This window comes from Pseudomonas sp. Tri1 (assembly GCF_017968885.1).
Taxonomy (GTDB): domain Bacteria; phylum Pseudomonadota; class Gammaproteobacteria; order Pseudomonadales; family Pseudomonadaceae; genus Aquipseudomonas.
Window position 1 is genome coordinate 1,187,964 of the sequence record NZ_CP072913.1, and the last position, 13,209, is coordinate 1,201,172.

Genomic DNA, 13,209 nt, shown 5'->3' on the forward strand with positions numbered 1-13,209 from the left:
GGATGTGTCGCCCTGGATCTGGCTAAAGTCGCCCCCTTCGTCACCAAGGAAGTCGGCAATGGATTTTCTGTCATGGTTAGGCCAATGGGCATTCGCGCCAACGCAATGGCTGGTGATCGGCCTGGCCATCGCTCTGGCCTACATCGTGTTCGGCATCGCCGGGTTTGGCACGGCGCTGGTGGCCGGGCCGATTCTGCTGCTGTTCATGCCGTTGTCGAAAATCGTGCCGCTTTTAGTGCTGCTGGATTTTGTCGCCGCCTTTGGCAATCTGCTGCCGTCGCGTCGGGACGTCTCCCGGCCGGAGTTGCTGCGGTTGCTGCCTTGCATGGCAGTAGGCTGCACCCTGGGGGTGATTTTCCTGCTCAGCCTCAAGTCCGACCTGTTGCTGTTGTTGATGGGGCTATTCATCAGCGCCTATGCGCTCTACAGCCTGTTGATAAAAAGGCGGCCGGCGCAGTTGTCGGCGCTATGGGCGTTCCCGATGGGCACGGTGGGCGGGATGTTCGGCGCATTGTTTGGCAGCGGCGGCTTTTTATATGCCATCTACCTGAACAGCCGCTTGCCCAAGGAACCGGCCCGTGCCACCCAAAGTGCGCTGATCAGTTGCAGTACCGTGGTGCGTCTGAGTCTGTTCGCCGTCGCGGGTGTGTATGCCGAGCTACCCTTGCTGGTACTGGCGCTGTGTTTGTTGCCGGCCATGGCGCTGGGGCTGTGGGTAGGGCGTCGCTTGACCATGAAGATGTCGCGAGAGGCGTTCGTGCGGTTGGTCACCTGGCTGGTGCTTGCCAGCGGCCTCGCATTGATCGGGCGCTACCTGAGTGCTTGACCTGGCCCCACCAGGGATTAAGCTGCCGGCCTTTGATCAGACCCTGCCAGGGGAATAGCCAGGCCTCGCCATGAACTCGCAAAGCATCATCGTCCCGAAAATTTCCACCTTGCCAGTCCACGAGCCTCGGGCCCGGGCGATTGTGCGCTGGCTGGTGCGCAAGAATATCGTCGAAGAACAACTGACCACCTGCGGGCGCACCGGCAATCGCATGGCCCACGCCATCGCCCCTGGTGCCCGCGACGTGGTCATGCACCCCGAAGCCTTGCCGTTTGGCGAAGCGATCAATGGCCTGGAAATCATCACCAAGCGCTGCATCTACACCCCGGCCAAAGGCTTTCTGGAGGAAGCGGGTTGTGCCGAGTGCCGCAAGGAAATCGGCGAGGCGTTGTTCGAAAGCCTGGAAGACTGGATGCCGGCCCGCACCGACAACTTCACCTGCCCTGAATGTGGCCACGAAGACGACATCAATGGCTTTCTGTTCCTGCAGCCCTGCGGCTTCTCGAATTTGGGTTTCATTTTCAATAATTGGCTGGAGGCGGGGTTCAAGCAGGCGTTTCTGGATGAGTTCGCCGATTGGCTGGACCAGCCGGTGAGTTGGGTGAAGGTGGAACTATAGAGGCGACGCGGTAACCGGTGTGGGAGCGAGCTTGCTCGCGAAAGCGGTGGGTCAGCTACATATAAGTGAATGACACCCCCGCCATCGCGAGCAAGCTCGCTCCCACAGGGAAATGTGTTGGCAGTCAGGCATTGATTTAGCCCATCGATCACCCCGGCAATAATAGACAGAGTTTTACATTGAGCCAGACAGGGTCCATGAGTATAATGGCGCGCTTCCATTTTCCCGCTCGGGAGCCCCCGCGATGCTGCGTATCAGCCAAGAAGCTCTGACCTTCGACGACATTCTCCTAGTGCCCGGTTATTCCGAAGTACTGCCTAACGAAGTCAGTCTCAAAACCCGTCTCACCCGTGGCATCGAACTGAATATACCGTTGGTTTCCGCCGCCATGGACACCGTGACTGAAGCCCGTCTGGCCATTGCCATGGCCCAGGAAGGCGGTATCGGTATCATCCACAAGAACATGACCATCGAACAGCAGGCCGCCGAAGTGCGCAAGGTCAAGCGGTTCGAGGCTGGCGTGGTCAAGGACCCGATCACCATCGAGGCTGACGCCACGGTTCGCGATCTGTTCGAACTGACCCGCATGCACAACATCTCCGGCGTTCCGGTGCTGCACGATGGCGACCTGGTCGGCATCGTCACCTCCCGCGACGTGCGCTTCGAGAACCGCCTGGATGCCACCGTCCGTCAAGTGATGACGCCTAAAGAGCGCCTGGTCACGGTCAAGGAAGGCACCAGCAAGGACGAAGTCCGCGAATTGCTGCACAAGCACCGCATCGAGCGCGTGCTGATCGTCGACGACAAATTCGCCCTCAAGGGCATGATGACCGTCAACGACATCGAAAAAGCCAAGGCTTACCCGCTGGCCAGCAAGGACGACCAGGGGCGTCTGCGTGTAGGCGCAGCGGTCGGCACCGGCAAGGACACCGGTGATCGTGTCGCGGCCCTGGTGACGGCTGGCGTCGATGTGGTGGTGGTCGACACCGCTCACGGCCATTCCAAAGGCGTGATCGACCGCGTTCGTTGGGTCAAGCAGAACTTCCCGGAAGTGCAGGTGATCGGCGGCAACATCGCCACCGGCGCTGCCGCCAAGGCCCTGGCCGAAGCTGGTGCCGACGCAGTCAAGGTCGGTATCGGCCCTGGCTCGATCTGCACCACCCGTATCGTTGCCGGTGTCGGCGTGCCGCAGATCAGCGCCATCGCCAACGTCGCCGCTGCCCTTGAAGGCACTGGCGTACCGTTGATCGCCGACGGCGGCATCCGGTTCTCCGGTGACCTGTCCAAGGCCATCGTCGCCGGTGCCTCCTGTGTGATGATGGGTTCGATGTTCGCCGGTACCGAAGAAGCACCGGGCGAGATCGAACTGTTCCAGGGCCGTAGCTACAAGGCCTACCGCGGCATGGGTTCGCTGGGCGCCATGTCCCAGGCCCAGGGCTCTTCCGACCGTTACTTCCAGGACTCCTCCGCGGGTGCCGAGAAGCTGGTGCCGGAAGGTATCGAAGGGCGCGTGCCGTACAAAGGCACCCTGAGCGCCATCATCCATCAACTGATGGGTGGCCTGCGTTCTTCCATGGGCTACACCGGCAGCGCCAACATCGAAGAGATGCGCACCAAGCCGGAATTCGTGCGTATCACCGGTGCCGGCATGGCCGAGTCCCATGTCCACGACGTACAGATCACCAAGGAAGCGCCGAACTACCGAGTAGGTTAAGGCCTCCAGTAAAACGTTAATCACCGGGGCTGTTCATTCAGCCCCGAGTTGTTTCTGATTCACTACATGAGAATGAGTCATGGCCCTCGACATTCACGCTCACCGCATCCTGATCCTCGACTTCGGTTCCCAGTACACCCAACTGATCGCCCGCCGCGTGCGTGAAATCGGCGTGTACTGCGAATTGCATCCGTTCGACATGGATGATGAAGCGATTCGCGAATTCGCGCCTAAAGGCGTCATCCTCGCCGGCGGCCCCGAGTCCGTGCACGAAGCCAACAGCCCGCGCTGCCCGCAAGCGGTGTTCGACCTGGGCGTGCCGGTCTTCGGTATCTGCTACGGCATGCAGACCATGGCTGAACAACTGGGCGGCAAGGTAGAAGGCTCCGACCTGCGTGAGTTCGGTTACGCCCGCGTTGACGTGGTCGGCAAGAGCCGCCTGCTGGACGGCATCGAGGACCATATCGACGCCGACGGCCTGTTCGGCCTCGACGTGTGGATGAGCCACGGTGACAAGGTCACCAAGATGCCGGAAGACTTCCACATCCTGGCCAGCACCCCGAGCTGCCCGATTGCCGGCATGTTCAACGATGACCGCCGTTACTACGGTGTGCAGTTCCACCCGGAAGTGACCCACACCAAGCAAGGTGGCCGTATCCTGTCGCGCTTCATCCTCGACATCTGCGAGTGCGAAGCCCTGTGGACCCCGTCGAAAATCGCGGAAGACGCCATCGCCCAGGTCCGTGCTCAAGTCGGCACCGACAACGTGCTGCTGGGCCTGTCCGGCGGTGTGGACTCCTCGGTGGTTGCCGCATTGCTGCACAAGGCCATTGGCGACCAACTGACCTGCGTCTTCGTCGACAACGGTCTGCTGCGCCTGCACGAAGGCGAGCAAGTGATGGCCATGTTCGCCGAGAACATGGGCGTCAAGGTGATCCGCGCCAACGCCGAAGAGCAGTTCCTGAACAACCTGGCCGGCGAGTCCGACCCGGAGAAGAAGCGCAAGATCATCGGCCGCACCTTCATCGACGTGTTCGATGCCGAATCCTGCAAGCTGGACAACATCAAGTACCTGGCCCAGGGCACCATCTACCCCGACGTGATCGAGTCCGCCGGCGCCAAGAGCGGCAAGGCCCACGTGATCAAGTCCCACCACAACGTTGGTGGCCTGCCGGAAGAGATGAACCTCAAGCTGGTCGAACCGCTGCGCGAACTGTTCAAGGACGAGGTGCGTCGCCTCGGCCTGGAGCTGGGCCTGCCTTACGACATGGTCTACCGCCACCCATTCCCAGGCCCAGGCCTGGGCGTGCGGATCCTCGGTGAAGTGAAGAAGGAATACGCCGACCTGCTGCGTCGTGCCGACCACATCTTCATCGAAGAACTGCGCAAGGCCGACTGGTACCACAAGGTCAGCCAGGCCTTCGTGGTGTTCCAACCAGTGAAATCCGTTGGTGTGGTTGGCGATGGCCGTCGTTACGCCTGGGTCGTGGCCCTGCGTGCCGTGGAAACCATCGACTTCATGACTGCGCGCTGGGCGCACCTGCCGTACGAGCTGCTGGAGACCGTTTCCGGGCGGATCATCAATGAGATTGAAGGCATCTCTCGCGTGACGTATGACGTGTCGAGCAAGCCGCCGGCGACGATTGAGTGGGAATGAGTCAGGCGTAAATACCGGTACCGCTGAAGGTACCTGTATTGGTTTCGGCACCTGCCTTGATCAAAAGCCCTGTGGATAACTTCCACAGGGCTTTTTTCATTTCTGCAGGCCCATTCCAAGTTTCATCAAGCCTCCAACTGCAATGACATGCCGTGACAGCGTTGGAGGGCTGATGGCGATGCTGGGGAATAGAACAATGGAATTTACCTTTACCTTGAAATATCAGCTTGCTGACGATGGCTGGGCCATGGATGCAGGTCAACGTTGCGAAAGAAGGCCGACGTTTACCTGGAGTGGCTTTCAAAGAGTTGGGAGCTTTAGTTGGGTGAGCGTCTTGGGACCTGATCGCCCGTACGGTCGAGGCCGCCCGCGCCCATGGCAAATGCGCCGGGCAAGCGCGTGACATCCTGCGTATTCACTCCTTCCGGCCGCCCTGGCCAAGGTGTCTGTGCTCAGCAGCTGCGTAAAGTCGTGTTTGAAATTGTGCTTAAATGCCGGCTTCCCCATCGTTGCTCTTGGCTTGTCCACGTTTGTCCGTCGCTCTCTGCAAGTGAATGCGCAATGCTGTCGGCCGCTCGCTAGAAGACTGCAAACTCCCATTCCAAGAACACCGTGCCGACATACTCAGAAACGGTGTCACTGCCATTATGTTCAAACGCATCCTGTCCGCGCTGAGCGGCAAGAAATCCCGTACGTCGACACCTGTTTCTTCTGTGCACGCTGACGCGTCGCCCCCGTCGGACGAGAGTGAGCTGATCACGGTCTACGACAGCTACGGTCGTGAGATGAAGATCACCCGCAACGAGTGGCGCGACAACGTCTTGCTGCCCAATCTGCAACAGAAGTGGAGCGATGCCGATGAGCTCTACAGCCTGATTATCTCGGGATTGAACGACGGTTTCGTGGCCGATTTGATTCCGGCCGCTGCGCAACTTGTCGCAATCGACAGCAATCCCGAGCGCAGCCACGTGATCCAGGGCATCGTGCTGCTGGAGAACGGCCAGCTCGATGCCGCCGAAACCACGCTGCGTGCGGGGATGGCGAAAGTCGGGGCAACGGGCACCCTGCTGACCAACCTGGCCAAAGTATTCACCGAACGAGGTGAGCAGGCGCTTGCCGATGAGACGCTTTGGCGCGCGGTACAAACCGAACCGAATCTAGAGAATGGCATGCTCTGGTGGGCGGCCATTCAGCGGGAGCGAGCAGGTGAGGAGGGCTATCTGCAAGCACTGCGTACTGTGGCTGCGTTACCGGGCAGCTGGCGGGCGCAGTTGTGGCGGGCGCGGCATTATCTGGAGCACAACGACGTCGAACCGGCGCGAGCCCTCTATGCCGAGGTTCTGGCCGGGGGGCGGTTCGATGGCGGCGCGCTGATGATGATATCGGGCGACTTGGGCAATAACGGCCAGATTCCACTGATCATTGAACTGATCGGGCCTGTCTACGACGAGCACAAGCACGACGCGATGGCGGGTATCAACCTGTTGCGCGCCTATCAGGAACTCGGCAACGCGGATGAAGGCCAGGCGCTGCTCGCCCGCCTGTATGCGCTCGGCTTCATGCCGATCAAAAGCCAGCTCGATCAGTTTGCGCAAGTCTTCGAGCAAATGCGCAAGCAAGATGTACAGGGCGTACCGATCGATCCAGAAAGCCTGAAGTTCACGACGTTGGCGTTAAACCAGCCGATCTGGCACTACGGTCTGCGCAACGCCGATTGGTTCTTCGCGCAGAAACCGGAAGGCGCATCGCAGGTCGGTTTCTTCGCGTTTTCCAAAAGCACAGACGGGGCAGAACACGCCGAATCGCAACGCGAGGATGAACTGGGGCGCCTCTCGCGCGCCATTCCTCTTTACCTGGCCGAAGCCGTGCACTACTGGAGCGACCATGTAGGCACTTGCTATATCCAAATCGTGGAAGGTGGCGGACCAGTGTTGTCTGGGGCCGAAGCCGACGGCCAGGCGCTCTTCGATATCGTGCCGCCGATGATGAAGTACTTCGTCACCGGCGAAATCGGCTGTTCGGGGGAGGATGACCAAGTCCAGTGGCAGATTGCCCTGAGTCTCTGGGACTGCGCGACCCGCACGAAATCGGCCACCGAAAGCGGCAGCGCGGTGAAGGCAGACCTCGGCGCGCTGGTACTCGATCTTGAGACGCGCTTGCTGGCCGGCGTTGGACTGGGGCGCGAGGCGCCGCTGGATTCGTTCTACCTGCGTCCCACGGCCGAAGTCCTGCCGGTGTACCTGACTGAGCTGGGTCAATCCTTCATGTTGACGCTGCTGGCGAACGGGCATGTGCCCAAATCCTCGATGTGGGGGGAGCGTGCCATGCTCGACTGGCCGCTTAACATGGCGCTCCATTGGCCCACGCTCGAAGTGGCAAAGTTGATGTACATCTGCGGATTGGGCAAAGCCCTCGACTACCAATCGGACGTACTCGCCGAATACAAAGAGCGCAGCCTGCAAATGCTGCGCGAGTTGGAGCAGGCGCGCAGCCCGGCATTGCGCTTGGCGCCGCTGGTATGGAAGGTGTTCGGTATGCAAGCAGAGTTACACGCCTATATTCGGGAATTACCCGCTGATACAAGTCCCGAGCATAAGGCCTGGCTGGATCGAGTCAGCGAGTCATAGAACGCTCTGCACTGGGTGGATTTCACGGTCACCGTCAAGGCGACTGGCGGTACCGGTTGACGGGGGGCAAGCCCGAGGGGCGTCCTATACTCACGGGCATCCAGTTACGGCAACAGACCCGCCGCAATAAGGAGCCTGCCATGAATGACACCCAACGACTCGCCGCCTTGCGCATGGTTTTGATCGTTGTCGGCCTGATCGCCGTATTCGCGATCTGGCCGCTGATGAACCTGTGGCCGTCTGGCTGGGCGTGGCACAGCGGCCATTCCCACTATCCGCTGATGATTGTCGGAATCTACGCGACCCTCGGCGTGTTCCTGCTGATGGCGTCGCGCGATCCGATGAAACACCTGAGCCTGATCTGGTTCACGGTATGGTCGAGTATCGTGCATGGCGCGATCATGGCCGTGCAGTCCTTCGACGTCGAGATGGATGGGACCCGCCATATGGGGCACTTACTCGGCGACGTGCCGGCGCTGTTCATCGTCGCGGCGGTGCTGGCGTTTTTTACGCCACGCGCTGACAAGGCACGCTAGCCTCATCGAGCGGGGTGATGGTGTTCCATTCCGGATCCGACCCGCCTAGTGCAAGGTGGCGACGGATCGACGGAACAGCATCAGGCTCATCGTGAGAAAGGTCACCCCCATCACCATGACCGTCAGGAACTCTTTCCAGACGATATCCAGATTCGCCCCTCGAAAAACGATCGCCTGGGTGAAACCTACATAGTGCCGCGAAGGGAAAAACCACGTCACGTACTGGACCCACTGCGGCTGGCTCTCGATCGGCGACATCCCCCCCGACAGCATCATCATCGGCATCACCGTCATGATCATCAAAAGGGCGAACTGCGCCATGGTGCGGGCCAGCGTGCCCAGGAAGATGCCGATCGCCGCCGTGGCGAAGACGTAGATGACCGTTCCAAGCACCAGCAGGCTGCGTGAGCCAGCTATCGGCACATCGAGCAGATCCTCGATCACGAATAAAAGCGAGCAAATGAAGGCGATGACGATCACCAATCCGTTCGCCCAGACCTTGGCGAGCGCAATTTCGAAGGCCGTGAGCGGCATCACCAGCAAGTGTTCGATCGTGCCGTGCTCGCGCTCGCGCAAGAGTGCAGCGCCGGTCAGGATAATGATCAGCATCGACAGTTGATCGGCAAGGCTGACGACCGCGCGGAACCAGGATTGCGTGCCGTTTGGATTGAAGGCGCGGCGGATGACCAGATCGGAGGAGAGCCCCCCGGTATGTTTGATTTCCTGCCGATAGCGGTTGACCTCGTTGGTCACCATGCTCTGAATGTAGCCGGCACCCAGGGATGCCTGCTGGACCGCGGTGGCGTCCACGTTAACTTGAACTTCGACATCGCGTCCCTTGCGTACGTCCGCTTCAAAACGTGGAGCAATGACCACGACAAAAGTGTAGAGACCTTTGTCCATTGCGCGGTCGATATCGGCGGTGCCTATCGTCTTGGGCGCCTGGAAATAAGGCGGATAGAACAGCCCGGCGATCGATCGCGAGAGGCTGGAATGGTCTTCGTCAACGACCGCGACGGCGGCGTTGTTGACGGTCTCGCCGCCACCGGTCGACTGCATATAGATGCTGAAGCCGAAGGACCAGATGATGAACAGGATCATCATCATGTCCTTCGAGAGAATGCGCAGCTCCTTGGTGCCGAGCCAGAATAGGTTGGAGAGGCTACGCACGTTAGTTCTCCTGTTTGCGCAAGAACAGCGCGGATAGCAACAGGAAGACCGGACAAAACAGGGTCAGTGTCAGCAGGTCGGTTGTCATGTCGCTGAAACCAAGCCCCTTGGTGAATGCGCCGACGCTCATATGCATGTAGTAGCTGGTGGGCCACAGCGACCCCATCAGGCGTGCACCGCCTTCCAGCGTCGAGACAGGCTGCATCATCCCGGAGAACTGCATGGTCGGCAGCAACGACAGTATTGCGCCGGCGAATACTGCGGCGACCTGGCTCGAGGTGAAGGTCGAGATGAACAGCCCGTAGCCGGTGGCCGCCGCTACATAGAGAAACGCGCCCAGGGCCAGGGTGAGCGCGTCACCCTTGATCGGAACTTTGAAGAGCAATAACACGGTCGCCGTCATGATGAAAAAGTTGATCATGCCGACGCCGATGTAGGGCAACTGCTTGCCGATGAGAAATTCCAGTCGCGTCGTAGGCGTGGCGTAAAAGTTCGTAATCGTGCCGATCTCCTTTTCGCGGGCGACGCTGACAGCCATCAGGATGGCGAGAAACATCATGAGCAGCATAGCCGGCACTGCCGGCCCGATTGAATAGATGCTCTCGGCGGTCGGGTTGTAACGGTAGCGGACCTCGATGCTGGTGGTCGGGCTTGCGCTCTGTGGGGCGTTGGACTCTCGGTCTCGCTGTTGGGTGAACAGGTTGTGTGCCTGCTCGACATAACCCTCGATGGTGCCGGCGCGGGAGGTGTTGGCGCCATCGATCCAGGCTGCGACCTGCCAGTCCGAGCCGCGTTTTACCAGGCGCCCGAAGTCCGGTGCGATCTCGATGGCCAGGGTTATGTCGTTTGATTTCAGGCGCTGTTGCATCTCATCGGCGCTGTGGATGGGCGTCTTTTCGGTGAAGTACGGCGAGCTTGAGAAGTTCGCCAGATAGGCCCGGCTTTGCGGCGTGTTGTCGTGGTCAAACGCCGCGTAGGTGAGGTTGGTCACGTCGCTGGAGACGCCGAAGCCGAAGATCAACAGCATGATGAAGGAGCCCAGGAACGCGAAGACGAGCCGCACCGGGTCGCGCATCAGCGACAGTGTCTCGCATTTGGCATAGGCGAGGAGGCGTCGCAGTGGCATGAAGTTCGAGCGTCTGGGGGACGAAGTCGCGACGGTCTTGAGGATCTGCCCTTGGGCCGGCGCTGTTTCGGGCGCGTGGGAGGCGCTCTCGGCGTCCTCGATATAGGCGATGAACGCCTCCTCCAGATCGGCGCCGCTTTTTTGGGCGATGACGTTCTGCGGCGTGTCGCAGACCAGGACCCGCCCCGCGTGCATCAATGAGATGCGGTCGCAACGCGTCGCCTCGCTCATGAAATGCGTGGAGACGAAGATGGTGACATTGCGGTTTCGCGACAGATCGCCCAGCAGCCTCCAGAACTCGTCACGTGCCTGCGGGTCGACACCCGAAGTGGGTTCATCGAGGATCAGCAACTCGGGATCGTGCACGATCGCCACGGCCAGGGAAAGACGTTGCCGCATCCCCAGCGGCAGCGAATGGGCTCCAGCGTCGGCATAGTCGACAAGACCGACGTCGATCAGGAGTTTGGCGATACGCTCCTTGGCGCGCTCGGCCGGCAGATGAAAAAGGCGGGCATGAAGAAGGAGGTTCTGCTGTACGGTGAGTTCGCCATAGAGTGAGAACGCTTGCGACATGAAGCCGACGCGCTGGCGGATCGACAGGTCGTTGGCGTCGACCGGCTTTCCACAGACCTGGGCCTGCCCTTCGCTCGGCGCCAGCAATCCGGTCAGCATTTTCATGGTCGTGGTCTTGCCGCAGCCGTTCGAACCGAGGAACCCGAAGATTTCTCCGCGCTCGATGGAGAAGCTGACGTGATCGACAGCCGTGAAACTGCCAAAACGGCAAGTCAGGTTGGTCGCGACAATGACCGGGGGCTCGGTGCTCGGTTTGCGCGGCGAAATGACGAGGCGCCCAGAGGTGGACTTTCGCCCCGGTTGCAGGGCGATAAAGACGGACTCGAGGTCTTGTTCACCGGTCTTCTCACGCAACTCATCGGCCGTGCCGCAGGCGAGCACTTTTGCGTGGTCCATCGCGATGAGCCAATCGCAGTAGCTCGCTTCATCCATATAGGCGGTGGAGACGATGACACTCATTGTCGGCCGCTCGCGCCGCAGGTCTGCGATGAGATTCCAGAACTGCCGGCGCGACAGCGGGTCGACCCCGGTCGTCGGCTCGTCGAGAATAAGAAGATCGGGATCGTGAATAAGCGCGCAGCACAGGCCGAGCTTCTGCTTCATGCCGCCCGACAGTTTTGCCGCCGGTCGATCAAGAAAGGGCAGCAGGCCGGTCGCGGTCGCCAAGCGCCGAGTACGCGCCTCACATTCCGCCGCGCCCAGACCGAAAAGCGCACCAAAGAAGGCCAGGTTCTCGCGGACGCTGATTTCCTGATAGAGATTCCTGCCCAGACCTTGCGGCATATAGGCAATACGCGTGCAGACGGAACGCCGATGTCGTGCATTTCCCATGCTGCCGTCGAGCACGGTGACCGTTCCGGCCTGCAGCTTTCGCGCCCCGGCGATCAGCCCCAGAAGTGTGGATTTACCGGCGCCATCAGGGCCGATGCCCCCCGCCATCCGACCGCCTGGCACTTGAAGCGACACATTATCGAGCGCGCGAACCTTGCCGTAGCTATGGGTTACGTCGCGGATATCGGCGATCAAGGGTATGCGGGCTGGCATCGTCAAGGCCCCGCATCGACCGGATCATCCTGAATGCGCTTTTGCAGGTAGGCCGGCCAATCGGGTGGGTTCGGATCGAGGCGTACATAGCCGACGCCACGAGCCCCCGTTTTCACCTGTTCGATGTGACGCTCGATGAGGCTTGTCGGTATGCGCAATTTGACCCGGAACATCAGCTTGTCGCGTTCACTGCGGGTTTCGACTTGTTTGGGCGTGAACTGAGCCTCTGGCGATACGAAGCTCACTTTGGCCGGGACGGCGAAATCGGCACCGTCGAACTGAATTCGCCCTTGCGACCCGATTGGCACGCGCATGGCCTGCTCGGAGGGAAGATATATTTCCATGTAGATCTGCGACAGATCGATCAGCGTCAGGACCTTGCCTCCCGCTGAAAGGACTTCTCCGGGGTTGGCCAGGCGATAAAGAACGCGGCCCCGCACCGGTGCGCGCAGGAGGGTATCGGCGATCTGGGCGTCGACCTGATCGACCAGCGCTTGCGCGGCAGCGACCGACCGTTCGCGGGCTGTCACGGCCCTCTGCGCGGCATCAAGGACTGCGCGCGCGGAGTCGTTTTCACTTTGTGCCTGATCGCGGTCGTCCTGACTGATCGCGCCGGTTTCGACGAGCTTGAGCGCCCGGCCAAGCTTGGCTTTCTTGAGCGCCAGTTCTGCCTGCCGTTGAGTGACAGTCGCCTTCGCCTCGAGCATCGAGGCCTGCTCTGATGCCACATCGGCAGCGTATTTGGCGCGTTGGGCCTGCAGTTCCGTGGTATCGATGCGCGCCAGCACTTGTCCCGCCATGACCAGGTCACCTTCCCGGACGAGCACCTCCTGAATGCGCCCGACCGACTTCGCGGCAATGTCGACTTGGTCGGATTCGATGCGCCCATTCCCTGATACCAGCCCCTCTGGCAGCTTGCCCTGCTGGCCCTTCCACCAATACCAAGCGCCGCCAGCACCGCCTGCCAGGACTATGACAAGAACGAGAAGGACCTTTGCGGCAACACGCCGCCAAGAAGGTTTTGCATCGTTACTCGGGGTGGTCGTCACGATCAGATCCTTGGGCGCGGAGTGAGCACGTCAAGCGTTTATTGGGCTGTGAACATGTACCTGTCGAACGGCGAGAAGGAAATCGGACCGCGCGCTTCCATCAAAGGCGTCCTGTGAATAACCAAGTCAGCCTGTTCCTTTGGATGTTGCCCATTAACTGAGGGGCATGGCGTTGATCTTTATCAATCAATTGAGCGCCTACTTGTCGTTGCCGATGGATGCGGAGGGAGATAGCCCTGTGGATATGTTCCCTAAGGTTTTTTTCATT

General features: G+C 60.3%; 10 protein-coding genes. 6 read left to right on the forward strand and 4 right to left on the reverse strand.

Annotated elements, in window-relative coordinates; translation table 11 throughout:
* Window positions 1–58: 58 nt before the first annotated feature.
* From J9870_RS05180 to guaA, 4 genes are all read left to right on the forward strand, one after another.
* On the forward strand, window positions 59–826 hold the full coding sequence (locus J9870_RS05180; RefSeq protein WP_210642976.1) for a sulfite exporter TauE/SafE family protein: 768 nt from the start codon (window positions 59–61) through the stop codon (window positions 824–826).
* A gap of 70 nt (window positions 827–896) precedes the next feature.
* Window positions 897–1,445 (forward strand): sugar ABC transporter ATPase, encoded by a 549-nt coding sequence (locus tag J9870_RS05185; RefSeq protein ID WP_210642977.1) that lies wholly within the window; start codon window positions 897–899, stop codon window positions 1,443–1,445.
* A 244-nt stretch (window positions 1,446–1,689) separates the two neighbouring features.
* Window positions 1,690–3,159, forward strand: coding sequence for an IMP dehydrogenase (gene guaB / locus J9870_RS05190; RefSeq protein WP_210642978.1), 1,470 nt, complete (start codon window positions 1,690–1,692; stop codon window positions 3,157–3,159).
* 79 nt (window positions 3,160–3,238) lie between these two features.
* The gene (guaA, locus tag J9870_RS05195; protein WP_210642979.1) at window positions 3,239–4,816 is read left to right on the forward strand and encodes a glutamine-hydrolyzing GMP synthase; all 1,578 of its coding nucleotides are present in this window, start codon (window positions 3,239–3,241) and stop codon (window positions 4,814–4,816) included.
* A 1-nt stretch (window position 4,817) separates the two neighbouring features.
* Here the strand turns inward: guaA and J9870_RS05200 are convergent, their stop codons facing one another.
* A complete protein-coding gene (locus J9870_RS05200; protein WP_210642980.1) occupies window positions 4,818–5,120 on the reverse strand; it encodes a hypothetical protein in 303 nt (100 codons plus the stop codon).
* Between the two features lie 343 nt (window positions 5,121–5,463).
* Between J9870_RS05200 and J9870_RS05205 the strand changes: the two genes are divergently transcribed.
* Together J9870_RS05205 and J9870_RS05210 are read left to right on the forward strand one after the other, a co-directional pair.
* Entirely contained in the window at window positions 5,464–7,443 is a 1,980-nt protein-coding gene (locus tag J9870_RS05205) for a tetratricopeptide repeat protein (protein WP_210642981.1), read from the forward strand.
* Window positions 7,444–7,583: 140 nt separating this feature from the next.
* Window positions 7,584–7,979, forward strand: coding sequence for a DUF6632 domain-containing protein (locus J9870_RS05210; RefSeq protein WP_210642982.1), 396 nt, complete (start codon window positions 7,584–7,586; stop codon window positions 7,977–7,979).
* Between the two features lie 45 nt (window positions 7,980–8,024).
* Here the strand turns inward: J9870_RS05210 and J9870_RS05215 are convergent, their stop codons facing one another.
* The 3 genes from J9870_RS05215 to J9870_RS05225 are packed head-to-tail and all read right to left on the reverse strand — an operon-like array spanning window position 8,025 to window position 12,941.
* Complete coding sequence (locus J9870_RS05215; protein WP_210642983.1) at window positions 8,025–9,149, reverse strand: ABC transporter permease; 1,125 nt, start codon at window positions 9,147–9,149, stop codon at window positions 8,025–8,027.
* A gap of 1 nt (window position 9,150) precedes the next feature.
* The gene (gene rbbA / locus J9870_RS05220) at window positions 9,151–11,892 is read right to left on the reverse strand and encodes a ribosome-associated ATPase/putative transporter RbbA (protein WP_210645108.1); all 2,742 of its coding nucleotides are present in this window, start codon (window positions 11,890–11,892) and stop codon (window positions 9,151–9,153) included.
* Between the two features lie 2 nt (window positions 11,893–11,894).
* The gene (locus tag J9870_RS05225; protein WP_210642984.1) at window positions 11,895–12,941 is read right to left on the reverse strand and encodes an HlyD family efflux transporter periplasmic adaptor subunit; all 1,047 of its coding nucleotides are present in this window, start codon (window positions 12,939–12,941) and stop codon (window positions 11,895–11,897) included.
* Window positions 12,942–13,209: the final 268 nt, after the last annotated feature.

What these genes read in the sequence shown, in the direction of transcription:
- J9870_RS05180 (WP_210642976.1), top strand. Translation starts at nt 59, where the DNA reads ATGGATTTTCTGTCATGGTTAGGCCAATGGGCATTCGCGCCAACGCAA.
- J9870_RS05185 (WP_210642977.1), top strand. Translation starts at nt 897, where the DNA reads ATGAACTCGCAAAGCATCATCGTCCCGAAAATTTCCACCTTGCCAGTC.
- guaB (WP_210642978.1), top strand. Translation starts at nt 1,690, where the DNA reads ATGCTGCGTATCAGCCAAGAAGCTCTGACCTTCGACGACATTCTCCTA.
- guaA (WP_210642979.1), top strand. Translation starts at nt 3,239, where the DNA reads ATGGCCCTCGACATTCACGCTCACCGCATCCTGATCCTCGACTTCGGT.
- J9870_RS05205 (WP_210642981.1), top strand. Translation starts at nt 5,464, where the DNA reads ATGTTCAAACGCATCCTGTCCGCGCTGAGCGGCAAGAAATCCCGTACG.
- J9870_RS05210 (WP_210642982.1), top strand. Translation starts at nt 7,584, where the DNA reads ATGAATGACACCCAACGACTCGCCGCCTTGCGCATGGTTTTGATCGTT.
- rbbA (WP_210645108.1), bottom strand. Translation starts at nt 11,892, where the DNA reads ATGCCAGCCCGCATACCCTTGATCGCCGATATCCGCGACGTAACCCAT.